Source organism: Pseudomonas triticifolii, from assembly GCF_014358015.1.
Classification (GTDB): domain Bacteria; phylum Pseudomonadota; class Gammaproteobacteria; order Pseudomonadales; family Pseudomonadaceae; genus Aquipseudomonas; species Aquipseudomonas triticifolii.
This window is the reverse complement of record NZ_JACONV010000028.1, coordinates 32,377-56,027: the sequence shown is the minus strand read 5'-3', so window position 1 is coordinate 56,027 and position 23,651 is coordinate 32,377. Positions and strand designations below refer to the sequence as shown.

The following is a 23,651-nucleotide window of genomic DNA, read 5'->3' as shown; positions in this document are numbered from 1 at the left end:
TCGCTCCCACAGTCCGTTGGCTGCAGCAAGAGTGTGTAGAAAGATGAGCACAGAGGCAGCAGTCACGCTGCGCGTCACATCCTTTGGACCAACCGCCCGACCCCATCCAGCAGGCGCTGCAACGCGCCCTGATTGGCCTTCATCACACCCAACCCGGCTTCAACCATTGTTTGCGCCAAACGAGGCTGGTCGAACAGGCGCTGTACGGCGACAGCCAGCGCGGTGGAATCGGCGACTTCTTCAAGCGCCCCGGCATTGCGCAGCATTGCGGCAATTTCGAGGAAGTTGAACAGATGCGGGCCGCTCAGTACCGGCTTGGCCAGCGCCGCAGGTTCCAGCAGATTGTGACCGCCATTGGGCACCAGGCTGCCGCCGACAAAAGCGTTGTCTGCCAGTGCATACAGAAACAGCAGCTCACCCATGGTATCGCCCAGCAGCACCGAGACTTCGGGCGTGACGAGCTCTGCGGTTGAACGGCGAATCGTCGTAAAGCCCTGCTGCTGACACAACCCATGCACGCTGTCGAAACGCTCGGGGTGACGCGGCACCAGAATCAACAACGCGTCGGGATGGCTCGATAACAACGTGCGATGCGCGGCCAGCACGCTTTCATCCTCACCGGCATGGGTACTGGCCGCAATCCACACCGGGCGCTGCGTGGCCTGCCACTGCTCGCGCAGCAGAGCAGCTCGCGCCAGCAACTGCGGGTCAATGCTCAGGTCGAACTTGATCGAGCCCGTCACCGTGACGCATTCAGGTCGCGCGCCCAGATCACGAAAACGCTGGGCTTCGGCCTCGGTCTGCACGGCGAACCAGGCCATTTCGGCGAGCATCGGCCGGGTCAGTTTTTCAAACCGCCCGTAGCCTCGCGCCGAGCGTTCCGACAGCCGCGCATTGGCCAGCACCACAGGAATGCCACGCTTGCTGCATTGATGAATGTGGTTGGGCCACAACTCGGTTTCCATGATGATACCCAGCCGCGGCTGCACATGATCAAGGAAACGCCCGGCTGCCCAAGGCAGGTCATAGGGCAGGTAACAATGCTGAATGCGCGGCTCGTTGGCGAACATGGCCTTGATTCGCTCCGAACCTGTAGGCGTCATGCAAGTCACAGTGATCGGCAGTTCGGGATACTGCGCCAGCAAGGCGCGGATCATGGGTGCGGCAGCGATGCTCTCGCCCACCGATACCGCATGCACCCAGAGGCCGCCGCGCTGCATCGGCGCCAGGCCCATGGCGAAGCGTTCGCCGATGCGTTGCCGATAAGCCGGAGCCTTGCGCGCACGCAACCACAGCCGCAGGGCAACCAGCGGCAAACCGAGATGGAACAGGAAGGTGTAGAGGGTTCTATTCATGGGCGCGGAGTTTATCAGCCCGCCTGCGCAATGCCACAAGCACCTGAAGACGCAAACGCGATGACGGGAGGCGTGGGAATCATCCAGCCTGTCGCCGCTGATCACTAGAATGCGCAGTCTCATACAAGGAAAATGCCATGAATCCGTACTACCTACTGGGCGTCGCGATCTGTGCCGAAGTCATTGCCACCACCTCGATGAAAGCGGTGAAAGGCTTCAGCACCCCGCTGCCACTGCTGCTGGTCATTGGCGGTTACGCGATTGCGTTCTGGATGCTGATTCTGGTGATGCGCACCATTCCGGTCGGTATTACCTACGCCATCTGGTCGGGCATGGGCATCGTCATGGTGAGTATTGCGGCATTCTTCGTCTATGGTCAGAAACTGGACGTGCCGGCCCTGCTGGGAATGGGAATGATCGTGGCGGGTGTGGTGGTCATTCAGTTGTTCTCGAAAACCGCCGGGCATTGAAATTCCGTTCCCTTATAATGGCCGCAATCTTTACTCACTGAGGTGCCCATGCCATCTGTTATTTCCACTGACGTCCTGATTGTCGGGGCGGGCATCGCCGGCCTCTGGCTCAATGCCCGATTGCGTCGTCAAGGGTTCTCGACAGTGCTGGTAGAGCGCGCAAGCCTGGGTGGCGGACAGAGTCTGAAGTCTCAAGGGATCATTCACGGCGGTGCCAAGTACGCGCTGCACGGAGCGCTGTCGGGTGCCTCTGAAGCCATTGCCGACATGCCGCGTCGCTGGCGTGAAGCCCTCGACGGCAAGGGTGAGCTGGACCTGTCCGGCGTGCGCCTGTTGTCGGATGCCCATTACCTCTGGTCACCGGGCACCATCGCGGGCAACCTGACCAGTTTCTTCGCCAGCAAGGCAGTGCGCGGGCGTGTGGACCAGGTCAAGGGCGAGCAACTGCCGCCCGCGCTGCAACATCCCAAATTCAAAGGCAAGGTCTACCGGCTGGCCGAACTGGTCGTCGATGTACCGAGCCTGATCAATCGCCTGGCAGAGCTGGCCGGTGACAGCCTGCTCGCCGGCCAGCAGATCGAACCGCTGTACGAAGGCGATGAGTTGATCGGCCTGCGGATTGATGGCCAGGACATTCACGCGCAACGCATCGTGCTCAGCGCGGGTGGCGGCAATGCAGACCTGTTGCAGGCTGTCGGCATCTCACAACCGCAGATGCAGCGTCGTCCGTTGCATATGGTGCTGGTCAAGGGCCCGACCCTCAAGCCGTTGTATGCCCACTGCCTGGGCGGTGGCACCAAGCCGCGCATCACCGTCACCACGCACCCTGCAGCCGACGGCCAGTGGGTCTGGTACCTGGGTGGCGATCTGGCCGAAGCTGACGGCGTGGCGCGTGAGCCCGACGCGCAGATTGCCGTGGCCCGCAAGGAGCTCGAAGCGCTGCTGCCGTGGGTTGATCTGAGCCAGGCGCAATGGGCGACCTTGCGTGTTGACCGCGCAGAGCCCGCACAGTCCGGTCTGGTTCGCCCCGACAACGCGTTTCTGGACAGCCAGAAGCGCCTGATGGTGGGCTGGCCGACCAAGCTGGCGCTGGCGCCGGACTTCGCCGACCGCGTATTGTCGGTCCTCTCCAAAGAAGGCATCCACCCGACACCGCAACCACCGCTGGCAGGTGTGCCGAAGCCGCCCATCGCCCTACCTGTGTGGGATGAACTGCTGCCATGAGCCTGAAAACCCTGCACGACCTGCATCGCCCGTTCGGCAGCACCGGCCTGAACGTTTCGCCGCTGGGCCTGGGCACCGTCAAACTGGGGCGCGATCAAGGGGTGAAGTACCCGAGCGGATTCAAGATCCCTGACGATCAGCAGGCTGCCATGTTGCTCAAGATGGCCCGGGACATGGGCATCAACCTGATCGACACCGCGCCTGCCTACGGCACCAGCGAAGAGCGCCTTGGCCCGCTATTGCGCGGCCAGCGTCAGGACTGGGTCATTGTCAGCAAGGTGGGTGAAGAGTTCGTGAACGGACAGTCGAGCCACGACTTCAGCGCCGAACACACCCGGTTGTCGGTGGAGCGCAGCCTGAAACGTCTTGAAACCGACTTTCTGGATCTGGTGCTGGTCCACTCGGACGGCAACGATCTGGCGATTCTCGACGAAACGGCGGTGTACGAAACCCTTGCCGGGCTCAAACGTGAAGGCAAGATTCGTGGCTTCGGTTTTTCCGGCAAGACCGTAGAAGGCGGCCTGTTGGCCCTGCGTGACGGGGACTGCGCCATGGTTACCTATAATCTCAATGAACAGGGCGAGAAACCGGTTCTGGACTACGCTGCTGCCCACGGTAAAGGCATTTTGGTCAAGAAAGCCTTGGCCAGCGGACATGTGTGCCTGACACCCGGGACGGATCCAGTGCAGGCCAGTTTCCAGTTACTGTTTGAACACCCGGGCGTCGCCAGTGCTATTGTCGGGACCATCAACCCCCTGCACCTGGCGCACAACGTTGCCACCGCTGCTGCCGTGATTTGCCGTCAAGCCTGATTTAGGCGGCCGACCCCAACGCAAGAAGGAGCCGATATGCCGCGAACATTGATTCGGAAGAATCCCAGCAACTTCAAGACCCTGCCGCTGTTCGTCGAAGCCACCCCTGAAAGCCTGAGCTATCAGAGCATCGGCATGCCGATGAACTTCACTCAGACCCTGCAGCGTCGGCGCAAAATCGAAGTGCCCGACACCGAACGCTTTGACACCGAACTGGCCAACCTGGGTGTGTCCATTCGCCTGACCATCAGTTGGCAGAATCGAGATTACTGGGTGCTGGTGCGTCAACGTCGTCAGGACCGCGGCGACGTGGTGCTCAAGCTGATTTCCGGCTACGTTCCGGCCCATGAGCTGACGCTGCCGCTGCACACCGCCATCCAGGAAGTGGCCGAAGAATGCCTGATCGAAACGCCACAAGGCTGGCTGAGCGGAATGTTCAAGGACACCTGGCTGCCCGCGCCTTATGCGGCGGCACTGCATTACCGTGAAGCCATGCCCTTCACCCTGAGCCCGCTTTCCGGCGCAGCAAGACCGGTGCGGGCAGGCAACCTGACCCTGCTGGAACGGCCGAGGGCCTACGTGCACTTGCCAACCGCATCGCTGCAGTTGATCTATGACATGCGCCTGGAAATCCCAAAAGAAGCCCGTCCGATCAGCCTGTTCCACGTCGACGAGATGCTGGAAAACGATCAACTGGTCGCGCGTCTGAACCGAAGCAAACCTGACCTGTACCTCATGCCGCTGGAAAACGGCTCACCGCTGCCTGAGCTTTACACCCTCAAACGCGACAAGTTGACCCCGGCTGGCACACGCGGCCTGTACCTGGCAGAGAGTTTTGCCGCGCAGGACGGCTGGGTAGTGCGCGAGGAAAGAATTCGCTGGAAGGACTGGCTACGCCAGCAAGGCATGACACCGCCACCGAAGAAGACCGGGCTCAAACGCCTCACCAGCAAGGCCAGAGAACTGTTGAGCCTGGCGCGCGGCAGTCTGAGCAAGTAAGCGGTGCGCCCGGAAAGCTCCGGGCACACCGGACAGCATCACTGACCGCGAATTTTTTCGACGATGGCCGTGGTCGAGCTGTTCTCGACCAGCCCCAACACCTTCACTTCGCCGCCGTAGGCCTGAACGATATCGGCACCGACCACCTGATCGATTCCGTAATCGCCGCCCTTGACCAGTACATCCGGCTTGATGTGGGTCAGCAGGTTTTCCGGCGTGCCTTCGGGGAAACTGATCACCCAGTCCACCGCACCCAGACCGGCCAGAACCGCCATGCGGCGATCCACGCTGTTGATCGGACGGCCAGGGCCTTTGAGACGACTGACAGACGCGTCGTCGTTGACCGCAACGATCAGACGATCTCCCTGCGCGCGCGCCTGCTCCAGGTAAGTCACGTGGCCGGCATGCAGGATGTCGAAGCAACCGTTGGTAAAGACGATCTTTTCCTTGTGCGCCCGCGCGTCATCGACGGCCAGCAGCAGTTGCTCAAGACCCAGAACACCCCGCTCGGAACCTTCTTCGCGCTGAATGGCGCGACGCAGCTCAGGTGCGCTGATCGCAGCGGTCCCGAGCTTGCCGACCACAATGCCTGCTGCCAGATTGGCCAGGGCGACCGCATGCGGCAGTTCCTCGCCCGCCGCAATCGCCGCAGCCAGCGTGGAAATGACCGTATCGCCAGCACCAGTGACGTCGAACACTTCACGCGCACGGGCAGGCAAGTGCAGCGCCTGTTGATCCGGGCGCAGCAAGGTCATGCCGTGTTCGCCACGGGTCACCAGCAACGCGCCCAGGTCCAGCTCGCTCATCAACTGTGCGCCCTTGGCGACCAGTTCAGCCTCATCGACACAATGGCCGACGATGGCTTCGAATTCGCTCAGATTAGGGGTGATCAGGCTGGCACCACGATAGATCGCGAAGTCCTTGCCTTTGGGGTCGGCCAGCACCGGGATGCCACGCGCCCGGGCGGCCTGAATCAGCACCTGATGGTTCTTGAGCGCACCCTTGCCGTAGTCGGACAGCACCAACACCTTGATGCCGTCCAGCAGGCCTTCGACTTCTGCACTCAAGGCCTGCGCGTCGGTGGCGAAAGGTTCTTCGAAGTCGATACGCAGCAGTTGCTGGTGCCGGCTCATGACGCGCAATTTGACGATGGTCGGCTGATTGGCGATGCGCTGGAAACGGGCCAGCACGCCGGCGGCCTTGAGGCTATTGCTCAGGCTGTCTGCCGCTTCGTCTTCACCGGTCACACCGACCAGCGAGGCTGGCGCCCCCAATGCAGCGATGTTCAATGCCACGTTGGCAGCACCGCCGGGGCGATCTTCGATCTGATCGACCTTGACGACAGGCACTGGCGCTTCCGGGGAAATACGCGATGTACCACCATGCCAGTATCTGTCGAGCATGACATCGCCCACCACCAGGACAGGGGCCTGATCAAAGCGCGGCATGGATAACTTCATCGAACAACCCGTACTAGAAAATGGACAGGGGCGGAATCTTAGCACAGGGGGTTTGAACAGACAGGCTGTTCAGAACCGGATTCCTGGCGCGCTCAAAGGGCGATTCCAATCGGGAAAAAACTACGTGTTTCGCTACGACCACCCGCGATTGCGCCATGCTGCAAACACGACGCAACCACTCCTGATCAGATAGCGCCGACAGGTGCAGGCTCGTCCAGGCCCATCGCGTGGAGGCGAGCGTAGTAGCCGTTTTTCGCCAGCAGCTCGGTGTGCGTGCCGCGCTCGACGATCTGGCCGGCGTCCATCACCAGAATCAGGTCGGCTTTCTCGATGGTCGACAGACGGTGTGCGATCACCAGCGTCGTGCGGCCTTTCATGACCTGATCCAGCGCGGCCTGAATGTGGCGCTCCGACTCGGTATCCAGCGCCGAGGTCGCTTCATCGAGAATCAGCACCGGTGCATTTTTGAGCAGCGCACGGGCAATCGCCAGTCGCTGACGCTGACCACCAGACAGCAGCACACCGTTTTCACCCACCGGGGTATCAAAGCCCTGAGGCAACTGATCGATGAACTCCTTGGCATAGGCATCGGCAGCGGCAGCCTCAATGTCTGCACGCGGCGCGCCGGCCAGATCACCGTAGGCGATGTTGTTGGCGATGGTGTCGTTGAACAGCGTGACGTTCTGATTGACCTGAGCGATGTGCCTGCGCAGGTTGCGCAGGCGATAGTCGTTGATCTCGACGTCATCAAGCAGGATCTGCCCGGTTTCATGGGTATAGAAGCGTGGGATCAGGTTGGCCAGGGTCGACTTGCCACTGCCCGAACGGCCTACCAGGGCGATCATCTGCCCTGGCGCAGCGGAGAAACTGATGTCATTCAGAACCTGACGCTCGGTCTGCGGATAGAAGAAGCTGAGGTTCTTCACCTCAAGACGACCCGAGACACGGTCACGCTCTATCGTCCCGGTGTCGACTTCCTGCTCTACATCCAGCTGTTCGAAAATGCTTTCGGCACCGGCGACACCTTTCTGGATGGTCGAACTGACTTCCGATAACTGACGGATTGGTTTGGGCAGCAGGCCCGCTGCCGTGATGTACGCCACCAGGTCGCCCGCCGTCGCATCGCCACGCAGGAACAGCACCAGAAACATCAGCACAGCCATGGCGGTGTAGATGACCAACTGCAACATCGGCGTATAGATCGCGCCGGTCTTGGTCATGCGCAACTGCTTTTTGGTGTTGCTGGTACTGGCACGCGCAAAACGATCCTGCTCGTATTCCTCACCACCGAAGCTGCGCACCACGCGATAACCCTGAATGGTTTCGGAGGCCACGTGCGTCACGTCGCCCATCGCCACCTGGATTTTCTTGCTCTGCTTGCGGAATTTCTTGCTCGCGCTGCCGACCATGATCGCAATCAGCGGCAGGATGGCGAGCATGACCAGCGTGAGCTGCCAGTTCATCCACAGCAGGTAGATGAACAGAAACACCACCGTCAGACCCTCACGGATCACGACCTTGATGGCATCTGTGGCGGCACCGGTCACCATGGTGACGTTGAAAGTGATGCGTGAGATCAGGTGGCCCGAATTGGTGGTGTCGAAGTAGCGATTGGGCAGCACCAGCAGTTTGTTGAACAGTTCGACGCGCAGGTCATGCACCAGCCCCAGCGACACCTTGGCCAGAAAGTAGTTGCCCAGAAACGAGCCCAACCCCTGCCAGGCCGCGATCAATACGATCAGTATCGGCACGGCCTGCAGCAGTTGCAGATCCCGGAGATAAGGCACATTGGGGAACAGCACCGCTTCGGGATTGCTCAGGCCATCGACAAAGTATTTCAAAATGCCTGCCAGCATCGGCTGAGTCGAAGCAAAGATCACGAAACCTAGGATACTGAGCAGAAAAATGCCCACATACGGACGCACATAGGACAACAGGCGAAAATAGATTTTCACGCTGGAAGTGGCGGACGATTCGGAGGTTGTCATGAGAATCCGTCGTATTAAAAAGAGGGCGAATTGTATCACAAGCGGTTTTCGGGGCAGCCTGCTGCGGTAACATACACGGCCCGTCCAGCCCTTGGGGCGCAGAATCCGGAGTATCGATGCAAGCGCTCGACCACGCCCACTACCTTGCCTTGGTTCAAGGAGCCGAAGTGCTTGAAGCCGACGGCACGGGCGACAAAGTACTACGCCTTAATGACGGTTCAATGTTGAAACTGTTTCGGCGCAAGCGCCTGATCAGTTCCGCCGCCTGGTATCCCTACGCGCGGCGCTTTGCAGACAACTGTGTGACCCTGGCCAAACGCGCCATTCCCTGCCCGCAAGTCCGTACGGTCTACCGGATCGCCGAGATTGCCCGCGATGCTGTGCATTACGACCCATTGGCGGGACTGACCCTGCGTCAGTTGCTGGGTCACGCTGGCAGTGACGATAGCCTTCGTCTGCAACTGGGACGCTTCATCGCCAACCTGCATGAAAAAGGCGTCTATTTTCGTTCTGCACACCTGGGCAATGTGGTACTCACACCCGACGGTGCGCTCGGCCTTATCGATATCGCCGACCTCAAGACCTATCGCCGTCCCTTGCGCAAGAACCTGCGGCTGCGCAACTTCAAGCACATGCTGCGCTACCTCGAAGACAGACAATGGCTGCTGGGCGATGACAACCCGGCTTTCCTCAACGGCTACCTGAGTGCCCAGACGGTGTGTTCCCCCGAAGAGCTGGCCCAGGCCATCCACTGAGCGATGCAGGGCCGCCTTCATTGCGGCCCTGCCGTTGCGTCCTGTCAGTGCGTAAGCCGACGCTGTTGCACCGCCCTTCCCAACACCATCGCCGCGGGCAGCAGCACCAGCACCCAAAGCTCGTCCGGGTTGCCGATCAATTGCGAGCCGTCGAAGTTGAGCATCAACAGCGCACACGCCAGGTACAGCCCCCACGGATCGCGCAATTGCAGCGCCTGCCAGAGGGTCATGGCCATTACGATGATGAACAGCACCAGGGCGATCGCGCCGTCATACAAGCCCAACGCTACGAAAATGTTGTGCGGGTGCTGGATCGGCACACCGCCCGTCAGGGTCTTGGTGGTGATGAAGTCGACCCCACAGCCCAGCAGCCACCCGCAATTGCGCCATTCGCCGGTCATGATTTCGAACAGTTCGATGCGGTAGGAATCGCCACGCACCATCAGCAACTTGACCCACTGCTCGTCCTTGACCACCCAGTACGCCACAGCTGCCACGACAGCCAGGACCAGCATGGTGGCGAGCGTGCGCCTGGGAAAACGAAACAGCGAGTACAGCGCACAAACCATGAACAGAAAGGCTGCGCCCACCAGCGCCGTGCGAGTCTGAACCACCAGGGCCGCCACGATCAGGGTCAGTGCAACCCCGCAGAACGCCTCCACCCAACGCTTTTCCTTCAGCCAGACCGATAGCGCCAGCGCCAGGCTGCAGACCATCCAGGCGCTGGCGTAAATGACGTTCTCCATGCGCGCCCACAGAATTTCCACACGCTTGCCGAGCTCGAACTGCCCGGTCAACCAGCTGTGTGCGCTGGACGTCAGGATATAAAGGCAGATCACCCAGAACAGGCCGCGTATCAGCACGCCCTTCTGAAAGAGGCGATTATCCGTAAGCCCGGCGATGACAAAGACAAACAGCGTGACGTAAGCAATGTGCTTGTAGAACTGAAATTCCTTCGCATAAAACGCTGGCAGCAGAAAAGTCGCCATGAACACCACCCAGGCGATGCCCAGCGGGTGAGCGAAAATACCTGCGCCGCGTTCCTTGATCAGAAACACCAGGCCCGGCAGCGCCATGAACGCGTAGAACAGGTTGTTGGTCCACTTGGCTGACGGAATCAGGATGAAACTCAGTACAAAGACCATGAGCGCAGTATTGAAATACATCTGCACCCTGGGATTTACCGCGGTATTTGCGTCAATAGACATTATTGATCAACCAACCCGTTACCAATCCGAGGATCACGGCACCGATCAGCTTGATGCGATCACGGCGCTTGCGACGTTGCTTGTCCAGTCGCTCCTGCGGGACCACCACGTGCTCACCGAACCCGGTATGCAGCACGGCATCATTTTCCAGAATGAGAGCGTAGCGGTTTTCCGACGCAAACAATTGTGAAAGTTTCTTCTCCCCACCGTGGCTTGCGTAAGGCGCATGTTGCTGGTAGTCAGCCAGACGACGCAGCCCGGGATTGAAGGAAAAACCCTGCCACTCGGCCTTGTGCGAACCCAGCTTGTAGAACGCAATGCCCTGAACCACTTCGCGCTCGTTCAGGTACACATACGGGCTATGGATCTGCAGGTCGTGATTGAAACTGCGCAGCCAGACCTGCAGCGCCTGCGGATCGTTTTCCAGCAAAATCATCGACTCTTCGATGAAGTGCGGACGATAGAAATCCCAGTCGTCTTCGCAGTGGAACACCCAGCGGGTCTCGATCAGCGCATAGGCGGCATCGACCGAGCGCATCTGACCCAGCTTCGGGTTGTTGATGATGAAACGGGTGTGGGCGCGCCAGTGCTCAGGAATGCAACGCTCGACCTGAGCGTCGCCCGAATCTTCGGTAATCAACACATGGCGAATAGGGGCAGTGTTGAAACGGTCGAATGTGTCCAGCGTACGCTTCAACAAATCGAATCGACCACAACTGGTGACGACCAGCGTGATGTCGCTGCTTTCGCTGAATACCATCATGTGTTCCCAATCATTGTAATTTTGAAAGACATTACCACGCCCAGCGTGATCGCAGACGATCGACCCAGGTTGCCGCAGGCATGGGCCTCAACGGCGCCTGCATCTGTTCGACGATGGCTTTGCCCAGAGCATGGAAGGTGAAGCGCTGCTCGACGAGCGCTTGTGCGTTGCGGGATATTTCATCGGCCAGCGCAGCGTCCTCGCGCAGCCGTGCCAGCTTCTCGCGAAGCTCGGGAATGTCCCGATACAGGACGATGTTGTGCATGTCCACGAACCCCAGAGCGCGGTTCTCCTCAGCGCCCTGATCGAACGCCAGCAGCACGCATCCGCACGCCATGGCCTCGAAGTTCTTGATCATGTACTCGCCCATGCCGACATCGGCACTCACGAAAAAGCGAATACGGTTCAGCGTGTCGCAGTATTCCTCGCCGGACTTGGTGCGCGTCACCAGCAGGTTTTCCTGACGACCCAACTCATCCAGCAACGCCTTGCGGCCACTGTAGGCCACGCTGTTGGTACTGCCGACGAAGGCCAGTTCGATGTCACGCTCGCGATTCTGCCCTTGCAACAGGGCCTGGTCGTAGCCTTTGGGCACGAACACGGCGTCAAAACCTTCCTGACGCAGGCGCTCGCTGACCATGTAGCCGGAGCAGATCACCCGCGCCCAGGGCAGCTTGCGGTAATGCGCGCTGAACTTGCCGGTGTACTTGCAGGGAATGTAGTTCTGGTAGGCATCGTGCTCGAGGATGACCAGATTGGGGATCGTGCGGATGAACCCCACCTGACGCACTTCCTGCTTGAAACGCAGAAAGAAGACGATGCGGTCATAGCGAGTCACGTCGACCTCGCGCCGGAAATAGCCACGCAGGTTTCGTTGCTGCTCCGAATCCAGCCAACGTATATCGCACTCGCAATGCGCGGCGATACCGTCATACAGACGATCCAGAATCGCACGCTGCTCTTTCTGAACCAGAAATAGGACTTTCATTGTTTTCCTTGCAGTGCTGCGCCTGCTGAATCAGAGATCACGACTACGCCAGAACAATTCATGTCGCCGCACCGCTTTACGGAAGAATTCATTTTCACCTTCGGCGGGCCAGCGGCGGCCTGCCAGCAGGCGCTGCAGACAGCGACGCATCCGCCGCTTGAACGGCATGGGCGGCTGCAGGTCATGCATCATGCCCAGCGCCATGGCCTTGTCGCGCTGCGTCTGAACAGACAGTTCAAGGCTGTAAGGCTCAAGTTTCAACTGTGCATCGAAAACCGGTGGCAGGCTGATGCCGGTGTAGGCATCGCCCATGGGCCAGCGGTCATTGTCGTGCAAATGGTTGGCGTAACCGAGTACAACCTCGGGCTGCCATTCGAGCCCGGCCAGCGCTTCGCGCACGGCGGCCTGAGCGCAGATGTGATCCGGGTGCGGGTCAATGGCCGGGTGCGGCATGACCACGACTTGCGGCCTGGCCTTGAGAATCAGCGCGCGCAGATCGGCCAACAGGTTATTCCAGGTGGGCTGGCCGTCATCGCCCGGCAACGGCACAGGGTTGAACTGGCGGAACAGGCGCGTATCGAGCAGGTCCGCCTCGCGTGACCCGACCGGTGTATCCGGCGCTGCCTGCATGGCGGGCAATTGCAGGCAAAAATAACCCAGTTGCACGCATTGTGACTCCGGCACGCCACCCCAGCGCGCCACGGCGACACTGTCCCAGGCACGTAATCGGCCTTTCATGCGTGCGGCCTCGACGCCGCTCATGCCCATCTGCCGATAGTGATCGGCTTCGATCTCACCGGCGGTCAACGTCACGATCCAGGCATCCGAAGCCTGGCTGTACAGGCCAAAGGCCGCCAGCTCGGCGTCGTCGGCGTGTGGCGCAATCACCATCACGCGCTGCTGGCGTGCATCGGGCTGGCGAAAGACCCACAGGCGCGGCTGTCCGACCACACGGCAAAAACGCCCCCGTAGGCTCAACGTGCCTGCAGCCAAGGGTACGCCGAGCCCGGTCAGGTTCAGATAGCGCATGCCATTGACGCCGCGCTCGAAGGCTTGCCTGTCTAGAATATCTGCGCCGCGCAGTTCAACGAAGGGGTCGAGAAAACGCCCCAGCCAACCTGCCCTGATGGTCAACGCCAGCACCAGCGTTTCCCCGCCTTGCAGTGTGAGCGGCGCGGCGAGCGTCAGACGATCACCGTCAAGACGTACACCCGACACCTCGTTTTCAGCAGCGAAGGTGTACTGATAGTCATCCGAAGGTGAGTAGAACAGGTGATCGGCAAACCAGGCTTCGTGGGCAACCCAGGCCGCAATCGCCAGAACGGGCATCAGCCACCACGCCACCGTCACGCCAATGACGATCACCAGCAACACACCACCCATCAGCGCCAGACGCTTGTTGCGACGGTGACGCTTGAGCAGTGCCTGCTTGCGGCTCAAATCTGGAACACCGGTACAGGGTTGCACCAGCGATCCTTGTACTCACGGTCGGCCCGACCGAACGAGAAGCGCAGTGACTTACCCAGCGAACGCGCCTCTTCCCAGGCGTTTTGCGTGTTGACGAAGCTCAGCACGCTGCCGGGACTGAAATCACGGGTCTGGGGATCGACGCCACCGTTGACGTATTCGACGCTGACCCACTCGGGCGCTTCAACGCGGTACACCAGCTGAATGGCGATCGGCGCATCGTTGAGAAACACTACCGAGCCGATCAACAGGTCGCGCAGCAGCTCGATCACTTCAGCCTTATGCGCAGCACCGGTCGCCTCAAACCCCCAGCGGCGCTGGAACAGCTCGCAATACATGCGCGCCAGCTCAGCGCTGCCGAACTCGCTGACAGGTCGAACCGTGCCGCCCGCCTCTTCCAGCAGGCGCCGTTCGCGGCGCTGGTTGTAGCGAAATTTCTTGGACAACTCTTCAGGCGTGCGCGCCATGGCCAGGGATTCGGTCTGCGGCTTGAACGTACTGACACGGCCCTCGTTCAATGACGAGAGATAACGGCCACGATGACGTACCGGCACCTCGATGCCGTCGGCAATCGGCAGAATCAGCTCGGCGTTGCCCAGGTCGAAAAGGCCTTTCTTGCCGTGACGCTTGAGCTCGTCCTTGGACAACGCCAGCGAGCGGCCCCAGGTTGCAATGGCCGCCTTGATTTCGCCGTTCTGCTCCCAGCCCAGATAACGCACGGCGATCCCGGAAAAACCGGACAGCCGCTCGATGACCTGTGGATGAGTCGCAACGCTACCGCCGAACCGGTGCCACGCCTGCGCGTAGGCAGCGGCATCGACTTCGGTCCAGCCACGTTCACGCCAGCCTTTGAATCGGTTGAGCATCAGGACTCCGCTACCAGACGGGTGACCTGTGGCAAACGCCAGAACACCTCGCGCACCGCATGGTCGGAAAAACGCTCGCGCAGACGCACGAGCATCCGCTCGGCGCAATCCTGACGCTGATCGGCATCCAGCCCGGCCATGTGCACCAGCCCTTGAGCCAGACGCTGCTCGTCACCCAACGGAAACATCAGGCCCACGTCCTCGACCACTTCCCGGGCACCGCCACAGGAAGTTGCCACCACGGGAACACCTGCGACCATGGCCTCCAGCAGCACCATGCCGAATGGTTCGTGATCCGAGCTCAACGCAAACACGTCGAACGCCTTGAAGTAGCGCCGCGCGTCCGCGACCTGACCCATGAACAGCACGTGCGCGCCGATGCCCAGTTCACGTGCAAGCGCCTTGAGATTGTCCTCAAGTCGCCCCTTGCCAAGGACAACCAGCTGGCTGTTCTCGGGAAGGCTCGGAAGTGCCAGAGCAAAACCGCGCAGCAGGGTCGCCTGATCCTTATCAGGATGCAGACGCCCAACGTTACCGACGACCCACGCAGAAGGCGCAAGGCCCAGCTCGGTGCGAGCATCCTCGGCAGAAAACTGGCTGCCTTGCAGTTGCTCGACATCGATGCGGTTATACAGCGTCTCGATACGTTCAGCCGGCCAGCCAGGCAGGCTTTTGCGCATGTCGTCGCGTACCGAATCCGAAACACCCAGCAGGCTGAGACGCTTGCGAAACAGGTTGGCAAACAGCCTGCGGCTTCGGCGCTGATAATCGCCAAACGCATGATGTACGCCGATCACCGGCAAACGGGTCGCCAACAGCGCGATGTACACCGGCTTGAAGCGATGCGCAATGCAGAAGCTGAAACGGCGCGACGCCGCAATCTTGCGCAGATCGCGAATCGCGCCCAGCTTCAGGCCACGAATGGCCTTGGAGCTGTACTCCATGAACAGCACTTCGTCCGAACCGCAGTCAGCGACAACGTCAGGGTCGGCAGCGCCGGTCAGGAACACCGTGGTCACCCGATAGCCCTTGCCCGCGAACAGGCTCGCGTACTGCCGCGCGCAGTCCAGAAACGGCCCGTCATAGCCGTGACAGAACTGCAACACGTGACGTTCAGCCGAGCGTGTCATAAGCCTCAACGCCCTCTTTGACCACCAGAATGTCTTCCATGATCAAGTACTCGAGGTCGGAGCCAAAGAACATGTTCAAGGCATCGGTCGGCGAGCAGATCATCGGTTCGCCACGGCGGTTGAGCGAGGTGTTCAGCGACACGCCGTTGCCGGTCAGGTTTTCCAGTGCCTTCATCATGTCGTAGTAGCGCGGGTTGTATTCGCGCTTGAGCACCTGGGCACGGGACGTGCCGTCTTCATGGACGACTTCCGGCACGCGGGTCTTCCACTCTTCCGCCACTTCGAAGGTGAATGTCATGAAAGGCGCAGGGTGATCGATTTTGATCATCTGCGGCGCGACGGTGTCGAGCATCGACGGGCAGAAAGGCCTCCAGCGCTCGCGGAACTTGATCTGGTGGTTGATGCGGTCAGCCACGCCGGCCACGCTCGGGCAACCGATGATCGAACGACCGCCCAGCGCACGTGGACCAAACTCCATGCGGCCCTGAAACCAGGCCACCGGGTTGCCCTTGACCATGATCTCGGCGATCCGCTCAGGGGTGTTTTCGATCTGGCGCCACACCGGCTTGCTCGGGTGACGGGCGCACGCTGCGATGACGTCTTCGTTGCTGTACGCAGGGCCGAGGTAGACGTGTTCCATCTTCTCGACCGGCACGCCACGCGCGTGGGACACATAAGCTGCCGCGCCCACCGCCGTACCGGCATCACCGGACGCAGGCTGGACGAACAGTTCCTTGACCTCGGGACGGGCGATGATGCGCTGGTTCAGCTTGACGTTCAGCGCACAGCCACCGGCGAACGCGATTTTGCCGGTTTCCTTGAGAATGTCGCCCAGGTAGTGGTCCATCATCTGCAGCGCGAGCTTTTCGAACAGCGCCTGCATGCTGGCCGCGTAATGGATGTAGGGCTCGTCCGCCACATCGCCGACGCGCTTGGGGCCGAGCCACTCGATGAGTTTTGGCGAGAAGTAGAAGCCCTTGCCGTTCTCTTTATAGCGACGCAGGCCGATGACGTTGGCCAGCTCGGTGTTGATGACCAGTTCACCGTTTTCGAAGGTGGCCAGACGCGAGAAGTCGTATTTGCTGGCATCGCCATACGGCGCCATGCCCATGACCTTGAACTCGCCGTCCAGCATCTCGAAACCGAGGAACTCGGTGATCGCGCCGTACAGGCCGCCCAGCGAATCGGGATCGAAGAACTCCTTGATCTTGTGGATCTTGCCGTTCTCGCCATAGCCGAAGAAGGTTGTGGCGTACTCACCCTTGCCGTCGATGCCCATGATCGCGGTTTTCTCGGTGAAACCGGAGCAGTGGTAGGCGCTGGAGGCGTGGGCCAGGTGGTGCTCGACCGGCTCGATCTTGATCTTTTTCGGATCGAAGCCCAGTTGCTCGAGGCACCAGACGATCTTGTTGCGATAACGCTTGTAACGACGGTTGCCCATCAACAGCGCATCGAGGGCGCGATCCGGCGCGTACCAGTAGCGCTTGGCGTAGTGCCAGCGCGCCTTGCCGAACAGACTGATCGGGGCAAAGGGGATCGCGACCACGTCGACGTCGGAGGGCTTGATGCCTGCCTGTTCCAGACAGAACTTCGCCGACTCGTAGGGCATGCGGTTCTTTGCATGCTTGTCGCGAACGAAGCGCTCTTCTTCGGCCGCTGCGATCAGCTTGCCGTCGATGTAAAGCGCTGCGGAAGGATCATGGCTAAGGGCGCCGGACAGGCCAAGGATCGTCAATGCCACAAGGGTCTAGCCTCTTTAGTCTGCATGCAGGCGCGTTGCGCCCGAGAAAATGTGTGCCCCCGCACAGCGGGCTGAGGGCAGCTAAAGCGCGGGATTATAGCGTAATGACCATGGATTTGGCTCGGGGGCTGTAAGGCTTTCAGCAAACAGGCGACGCCGCCGCATTTCAGAACCGCCCGGCAGAAATCCACTCGCCTGGTGACATTCAATAACTATCTACGCTCCCGGCCCGCCGGATTCTGATTGATTGACGGCTACGAATCACGGCCTCACGGCCTTCAATCAGCGGCGCACATCGCGCCCATCAGAGCCGAAAAACAATGCAGACACTGACACCTGTATCCCTCAAACCCCTGGACACCTTTGCACAAGCGTCGGCCGCGCTGAAACGACTGGATGAGTTGAGCAGCCGACTAAGCGATACGCTCAAGCAACTGCCAGTACCCGACGACGCCCTGCTGGATGCGCCTGCGTCCGAGACTCACGTCACCCGCCTGATTGCGCAGCTCGACGATTACTGGCGGCCGGCCACGACACCCGGCGAGACCCGTTACGATCAATGTCTGTCAGGCCTGCGCCAGGCCCTGCGCGACGAGGTGACACTCAAGATGCACGAGGGCGTACTTGCGCCGATCTACGCAAACTGTCTTCCCGCGACGGTCTCGCAGATGAACACATCACCGACACCCGACGCCTTTTCCCTGCACGTCCAGCTGGATGATGACGTTGAGGCTGAGTTGGCCGGTGCACTGGTGCTGTCCCAGGCGCAAGGCCCGACCTTGCTGGTGTTGCCGGGTCTGGGTCTGACAGCGTTCGCCACCCAGGCTCAGATGCTGGAGGCGCTGGCGCTGTGGCTCAACTCGCCTGCCTTGAAGACCGCACTGACGCGCAGCCTTGAACAGCGCCATCAGGATCAGCTTGCAGCCATCGACGCCGACCCCGACCTGTATGCCGACCCGTTTTTGAGCATTGACGTGCAGTTGAAAGCCATTGACGCAGAGCCTCTGGCTCATGCGCTGGACAGCCTGCTGACCAAACAGCGCAGCGATGTTCGCCATGCCTGCGCCCTGCAAGGTACTGGCGATCGACAGAAGCATCGGGCACTCATTCAGCACGCGATTGACCAGCACGGTCTGTTCGGCCCACAGGCGATGCTTGAACTGCGTGAAATAGCGCTGCGTGAGGCCGATTATCGTCGCAGCCTGCCGGACTGGATCAAGCTTGCCAGCCCTAAGGAGATGGCGATCTACACCGAGCTTCTGGACCGCTGCGAACAGGCACGCGCCGCCGTCCTCAGTACGCTGGGCACGGCGGCCTCGCCAGAAGCGTTCGCCTTGGCACATCTCAAGGCGCACCTGGCTGACGACCTGGGCTACGCCCTGGATCCCGGCCTTATCACCATCAGCACCCAGCGCACCTTGCCCGTGACGGGCGAAACTTACCGTGTGACGCACTCGTGGGTAGAACTCGCCCTATACGGCCTGCACCCGGGCGACCGGGCTGAGGGCTCCGAGTTTCTGACCCGAACCACGATCGACTATGACAACGTTTCGCTGGACCCCGCCTACAGCGCGCTGGATGCGGCCTACATTGCCCGCGTCGTCGAGGAGGTGGATGCGCGCGTCAAATTTGGCGATTTCCAAAAAGCCGCCTACCGCCAAGCTCACAATCAGCAGTTGATGCGCACCCTGACCCATACGCAAATCACGGCACTGGCGTGTGCCGCCAAAATGCAGGGGCATATTCGCCCCGAGGACCTCGCCATCGTCGAAGCCGTCGTGCAGCCCGCGAAAGCCGGCGCAGAGGCCCCGCCGAGCGTCCAACAGATCATGCTGGACGGGCACGCGCTCATGAGCAAATTGCTGGTTTTTCGCAAGCAGAGTGCTTCCGGCCAGCTGGAGCGCCTGATCATGTTCGCCCAGGACGCGCCAGATCAACACCATTTCCATGCCTTCGACAACGAAAGACAATTGATGTCCAAGCTGGTCGGCTGGACGAAATCACAGGAAAATCAGGATTATCTGCTCGGCCAGATTGAGGTTTCCGCCCGACCGCGGCTCGAAAAGCAACTGCGGGCACTGCAACTCAAACCCTACCCGCAGGATGATTTTTTCCGCCTCATTGACGTGTCCGACTATCAGACGGCGCTTTCGCTGTTCGCACTCGACCATGCCAGCGTAACGATCTCGGAACAGGCGCGCCAAACGCCCTTCTGGTACGCAGGCGCAAGCCTTGCGAATCGCCAGCAACTGATTGCGCTGGAAGAGGCCGCCGCCGGCGCGCTGCGCAACTACCAGCTAAAGCCCCACACACACGTCAAGCCGTTCGAAGAGTACGTATTTGAACGGGCCAGCCAACAGATCAACACACTGCTCGGCCTGCCTGACGGGACGGTAGACCCCGACCTGATCGTGATCAAAAGCGAGCGTGAAACCGTCACCTACACGGACATGTTGCTCAATGGCTACGACGACAGCATTGACCCGACGCGCGCCACCGCAGACAGGGTGGCGACGTTCAAAGGCCCGGAAGGTGTTGACCTCAGCGCTCTTTCACCCCAGAAAGTGGCAGGCTCGATACGCGGCAAATGGCTTGCCGACGACTACATCGCGCTGGTCAGGGGCACGCTGCTCAATCCAGACAACGAAGGCTATGAATACCGTCGCACGGCGAGCGTGGCGATCAACCAGTTGCACATGAAAGCCGCAGCACTGCGCAGCGTCCTGAAGGGGCATATCGACGGCACTCAGTATGATTGGTTGATGAGCAGCCTGGACCGTGCACACCTGAATGACGCTCAAACGCGCCAGCAATACCCGTTCTATCCCTTGCAACTGCATATCGACAAACCCTTCATTGCCTCAGGCCTGAAGGGCGTGGACCAATTGGTCATTCCCGATCAGCAATTGATCCACGTGGAAACGGTTCAAGGGTGCCTGGCGGTCCTGCCTACCCAGATCCGCCAGAGCGCGCTGCTTTATACGCCCCTGGCACCGGACGGCGTCGAATTTCGTCTTTTCAGCGACTTCATCCCCTCTCTGAGCAAGGCGGGCATGATCGACTACTACAAGGACCGCTGCCGCCTTATGTCGCGCCGGACGCTGGCGTTTTTCCTGCGCGACATGCAGCAGGGCGGTGCCAACAAGGCACCGTTTCTCCCGAAGGAATACATCGCGGACTTCGCCGACACCTGCTTCAACACGCTTATCGAGCGAAAGCTGCGCGACACAGAAGAAACCACCACCGGCCGTCACGACATGCTGTCCCGAATGATCTGGATCAGCGCTGAACTCATCGTGACTGCGTTGACCCTGCCGTTCCCGCCGGCAAGCTTTGCGGTCGGCAGCCTGCTGTCGCTGCACGACACGGTGCGCGCCGTACAGGCACTGACCGAGGGCGACCAGAACACCGCCAGCGGCTATATCCTCTCGTCCCTGTTCAACGGGCTGGGCGCGGCCGGCGATCTGCTTTCCGGCCTGAAAGGGTTTGGCGGCATCGTGCATCGGCTCGAAAAGCGTCTTCCCGAAGCGTCGGCGCTGCCGCCGATTGCCCCACACGACCTGCCACCACGATATGAGGATCTGTTTCCGGCCAATCTGCAGGACAAGGCTGTGCTGGTCGGCAAGACAAACGCCAACGGCCACGCCCCTTTGTTCCAGCAGGTCAGCCCGTCGTCACAGAAGATCAGCGCCACCGGGCAGTTCGCCAGCCGCACACCCGATGGTAACTGGCAACCCCTGAGTTCGCCGCTGGACACCGCCAATACCGCCGGTCGCGACCTGGCCGTCGATCTTTCCCTGCAAAACGTGCCACGTATCAAAAACGGCCATGCCAACGGCATCTGCAGCGTACAGGGCAAGCATTACATCAACCTGTCCGGTAAGACCTATCAGGTGCAGTTTGACGCCCAAATGCGCTACTGGCAGATCATCGACCCGGCCAACCCGTTCGCATTCTTTGGCAAACAGCCGGTACGCCTGAACAAGCGAGGACAATGGGAGAAGATCGGCCGGCATCAATTGCGAGGCGGCGGGCTTGGCGATGAAGGCACCTACCGTCCGTTGCCGGACGAGGCGGCCACTGCGGTCAACACCTCGGTTCGCTTGAGCGATTATGAAATGCCGCCCGAGATGAGGCCGTGGCTGTATGCCATTCTGGACAAGAACATCCCTGATCCGACGGAGATGGGACTGGAGCTGTATTTCAAGAGCTACTACGACGAGTTGCGTCAGGTGTTCTCAAGGCTTCAGGACAAGCTCTATCAGGATGCCAAAGCCTTTTTCATGAAGGTGGTGGTGCCTGCACGCCCGCCACTGCCGACCCTTGCGCCTGACGCAGGCGTGGACTCGCTATTTGAAAGCGTCTTCACACACAGCAATGGGCTGGTGTTGAGCGAGGCCACTCAATCGGTCGCCAGCAAGCGTCTGCTTATTCTCAATATGCCGTTGCTGAAACAGCAAAACGTGGAAGTCCTTTACCTCGAACACCTGTTCACCGACAAACACCTCGAAAAACTGGCCACCTATCGCCAACTGGGCGGAAAAAGCCGCTCCGGTTCTCACGAAATCAAGAATCACCTCAAGCATCTTAATAAGGGCGCACTGCGCAATCAGACCTCCGAATACGATTACTACCACCTGATCAAAGCCGCACACAGGCACGGCATCGAGGTTCGCCCCTTCAGCTCATCAACCAGCTACCCGCTGCAGGACCATGCGGTTGCCGCTGCCGCAGGCGATCTGACCGCTGCGCAGAAAACGAGCAACTTTTTCGGCCATCACGTGATCAGCGCCGACGTGGCAAGCCAGCCGTCAAAACGCTGGATCGCGCTGCTCGACGAGAAGCTGGCAACCACCCACGACACCATTCCGGGCATTGCCGAGCTGCAAGGTGCTATCAGCGTGCATGTTCAGGACGTTCCGACGGGGCGTGCGACACGCGTGCTCACGACCGGTACGACCCCGTCCCCTGCCGGCCTTTCAACGGACTTCACCATCGAACTTTCCAACCCGCTGATCGCAGCGCCAAAACCTGTAGCGCCGCCCAGCACGCGGGTGGATGAAATATTGATGAACCGGATGGCCGACCGGGAGACCCTCGAATCCGGGGAACGCTGGGCAGGCGATTACGTGTTCCGTTGGGAGGCAGAATCGGGCTGGGTGCGCAGTGAGCAACAAGGCTCGACCGGCCCTCGACCGTTGACCGCCATTCAACAGTCGTTGAGCGACGCGACCTACGAGGTGCCGCTCGAACAAAGAAGCGCCCTGCACACGCTGGCCAGCTTCGAACATCGCGGGCTGGATGAACGCTTCTTTTATTTCGATCCAGACCTCAGCGAGGTGAGGGAAGCGTTTTTCAGACTGCGCGGGCAATTGCAGCAGGACGCGCATGCCGTTGAGTCCATGGTGCTGCCCGCCCGACCTTTATTGCCTGATCTAGCGCCCAAAACATCGCCTCAAGAGCTGCTTGAAAAGCTGTATCAGCACACCGATGGTATCGTTCTGGGCGAAACGCACTCCTCAATTGCCAGCAAGAAGCTGATCATCGACAACCTGCCTGCGCTCGCGCAACAGAACGTCAAGACGCTGTACCTGGAGCACCTGCTCAGCGACTTGCATCAGGCCGACCTGGACCATTTCCTCGAAACAGGAGAAATGACCAAGCACTTGCTGCATGAGCTGCAGGCGCTGGATATAGGTCACAGGACAGATCCAGCCGGGGTCTACAACTTCGAGCAACTGGTGATCAAGGCCCGGCAACACGGGCTGGAGATTCGGGCGATCGACTGCCTGGCCAGCTACCACCTCAAAGGCCTGCCCGGCGAAACGGTCACCACTCGCCAGCAAATGATGAATTATTTTGCGTCCCGCACGATTCGCAAGCATCAGGAGGTCATGGGCTCGCACAAGTGGATAGCGCTGGTGGGCAACAGCCACTCCAACACGTTCAAAAACGCTGTTCCCGGCATCGCCGAGCTGGAAGGCGGCATCGGCCTGCGGGTGATCGATGGAGTACCGGGCCAGTCGCGGGGTGTGGTGCGCGACCCGGGTGAATCCCTGCCGCTGGATATGGGCAAGCTGCGTATTCACATTCAGGGTGACTACCGCGTGGACCTTGAAGTACCAAGGCCTGATGTGACGGTGCCCAGATCTCAGTCCATCGGAAGGCGTCTGGCCAAGCCGGGCATGTTCCTGATCGAACAGACCGACGATGGCCTGCACGTCATCGTGCATCGCTCGCGAGACGGTCAGATCCATCGCACCCCGGTGCACGTCGATGCAAACGGCAAGCTGTCCGTTGATCGTCCAAGCTGGAAACCGCTGCACTTGAAGACTTATGAAGACATGAATGCCCTGACCATCGCGCTCAGGGACATGAACCTCAGTCGCGTCGAATAACGCGAACCCCTGCCAGGACGAGACGGC

At 60.3% G+C, this 23,651-nt stretch carries 16 protein-coding genes; 6 read left to right on the top strand and 10 right to left on the bottom strand.

Translation table 11 applies throughout. From position 1 onward, the window contains the following. Positions 1-74 precede the first annotated feature (74 nt). A complete protein-coding gene (waaA, locus tag H8S56_RS22715; protein ID WP_187519854.1) occupies positions 75-1,355 on the bottom strand; it encodes a lipid IV(A) 3-deoxy-D-manno-octulosonic acid transferase in 1,281 nt (426 codons plus the stop codon). A gap of 137 nt (positions 1,356-1,492) precedes the next feature. On the opposite strand from waaA, the gene H8S56_RS22710 reads away from it, so the two are divergent. The 4 genes from H8S56_RS22710 to H8S56_RS22695 are packed head-to-tail and all read left to right on the top strand — an operon-like array spanning position 1,493 to position 4,860. Further along, positions 1,493-1,825, top strand: coding sequence for an SMR family transporter (locus tag H8S56_RS22710; protein ID WP_024687376.1), 333 nt, complete (start codon positions 1,493-1,495; stop codon positions 1,823-1,825). Positions 1,826-1,873: 48 nt separating this feature from the next. Further along, positions 1,874-3,049: an NAD(P)/FAD-dependent oxidoreductase gene (locus H8S56_RS22705; protein ID WP_024687375.1), complete on the top strand. Its 1,176-nt coding sequence runs from the start codon at positions 1,874-1,876 to the stop codon at positions 3,047-3,049. Beyond that, entirely contained in the window at positions 3,046-3,861 is an 816-nt protein-coding gene (locus H8S56_RS22700) for an aldo/keto reductase (protein WP_187519853.1), read from the top strand. The genes H8S56_RS22705 and H8S56_RS22700 overlap by 4 nt, the downstream gene beginning before the upstream one ends. 36 nt (positions 3,862-3,897) lie before the next feature. Then, entirely contained in the window at positions 3,898-4,860 is a 963-nt protein-coding gene (locus tag H8S56_RS22695) for a hypothetical protein (protein WP_024687373.1), read from the top strand. A 38-nt stretch (positions 4,861-4,898) separates the two neighbouring features. On the opposite strand, the gene hldE is transcribed toward H8S56_RS22695, so the two are convergent. Together hldE and msbA are read right to left on the bottom strand one after the other, a co-directional pair. Then, a complete protein-coding gene (gene hldE, locus H8S56_RS22690) occupies positions 4,899-6,320 on the bottom strand; it encodes a bifunctional D-glycero-beta-D-manno-heptose-7-phosphate kinase/D-glycero-beta-D-manno-heptose 1-phosphate adenylyltransferase HldE (RefSeq protein ID WP_024687372.1) in 1,422 nt (473 codons plus the stop codon). A 185-nt stretch (positions 6,321-6,505) separates the two neighbouring features. Then, complete coding sequence (gene msbA / locus H8S56_RS22685; protein ID WP_024687371.1) at positions 6,506-8,308, bottom strand: lipid A export permease/ATP-binding protein MsbA; 1,803 nt, start codon at positions 8,306-8,308, stop codon at positions 6,506-6,508. Between the two features lie 116 nt (positions 8,309-8,424). Between msbA and H8S56_RS22680 the strand changes: the two genes are divergently transcribed. After that, a complete protein-coding gene (locus H8S56_RS22680) occupies positions 8,425-9,063 on the top strand; it encodes a BUD32 family EKC/KEOPS complex subunit (RefSeq protein WP_024694879.1) in 639 nt (212 codons plus the stop codon). 44 nt (positions 9,064-9,107) lie between these two features. Here the strand turns inward: H8S56_RS22680 and H8S56_RS22675 are convergent, their stop codons facing one another. The 7 genes from H8S56_RS22675 to H8S56_RS22645 are packed head-to-tail and all read right to left on the bottom strand — an operon-like array spanning position 9,108 to position 17,226. Beyond that, the gene (locus H8S56_RS22675) at positions 9,108-10,271 is read right to left on the bottom strand and encodes an O-antigen ligase domain-containing protein (protein WP_187519852.1); all 1,164 of its coding nucleotides are present in this window, start codon (positions 10,269-10,271) and stop codon (positions 9,108-9,110) included. Next, complete coding sequence (locus H8S56_RS22670) at positions 10,261-11,034, bottom strand: glycosyltransferase family 2 protein (RefSeq protein WP_024687368.1); 774 nt, start codon at positions 11,032-11,034, stop codon at positions 10,261-10,263. The genes H8S56_RS22675 and H8S56_RS22670 overlap by 11 nt, the downstream gene beginning before the upstream one ends. A 31-nt stretch (positions 11,035-11,065) precedes the next feature. After that, positions 11,066-12,022 carry a glycosyltransferase family protein gene (locus H8S56_RS22665; RefSeq protein WP_187519851.1) on the bottom strand — a complete coding sequence of 319 codons (957 nt, stop codon included), beginning with the start codon at positions 12,020-12,022 and terminating at the stop codon, positions 11,066-11,068. 30 nt (positions 12,023-12,052) lie between these two features. After that, positions 12,053-13,462 (bottom strand): PIG-L deacetylase family protein, encoded by a 1,410-nt coding sequence (locus tag H8S56_RS22660; RefSeq protein ID WP_187519856.1) that lies wholly within the window; start codon positions 13,460-13,462, stop codon positions 12,053-12,055. Next, a complete protein-coding gene (locus H8S56_RS22655) occupies positions 13,459-14,355 on the bottom strand; it encodes an antimicrobial resistance protein Mig-14 (protein ID WP_187519850.1) in 897 nt (298 codons plus the stop codon). Before H8S56_RS22655 ends, H8S56_RS22660 begins: the two co-directional genes overlap by 4 nt. After that, positions 14,355-15,485, bottom strand: coding sequence for a glycosyltransferase (locus H8S56_RS22650; RefSeq protein WP_187519849.1), 1,131 nt, complete (start codon positions 15,483-15,485; stop codon positions 14,355-14,357). The genes H8S56_RS22655 and H8S56_RS22650 overlap by 1 nt, the downstream gene beginning before the upstream one ends. Next, positions 15,469-17,226 carry a carbamoyltransferase family protein gene (locus H8S56_RS22645; RefSeq protein ID WP_004883428.1) on the bottom strand — a complete coding sequence of 586 codons (1,758 nt, stop codon included), beginning with the start codon at positions 17,224-17,226 and terminating at the stop codon, positions 15,469-15,471. Before H8S56_RS22645 ends, H8S56_RS22650 begins: the two co-directional genes overlap by 17 nt. A gap of 320 nt (positions 17,227-17,546) precedes the next feature. Here H8S56_RS22645 and H8S56_RS22640 point away from each other — a divergent pair, with 320 nt between their 5' ends. After that, positions 17,547-23,624 (top strand): membrane-targeted effector domain-containing toxin, encoded by a 6,078-nt coding sequence (locus H8S56_RS22640; RefSeq protein WP_187519848.1) that lies wholly within the window; start codon positions 17,547-17,549, stop codon positions 23,622-23,624. Positions 23,625-23,651: the final 27 nt, after the last annotated feature.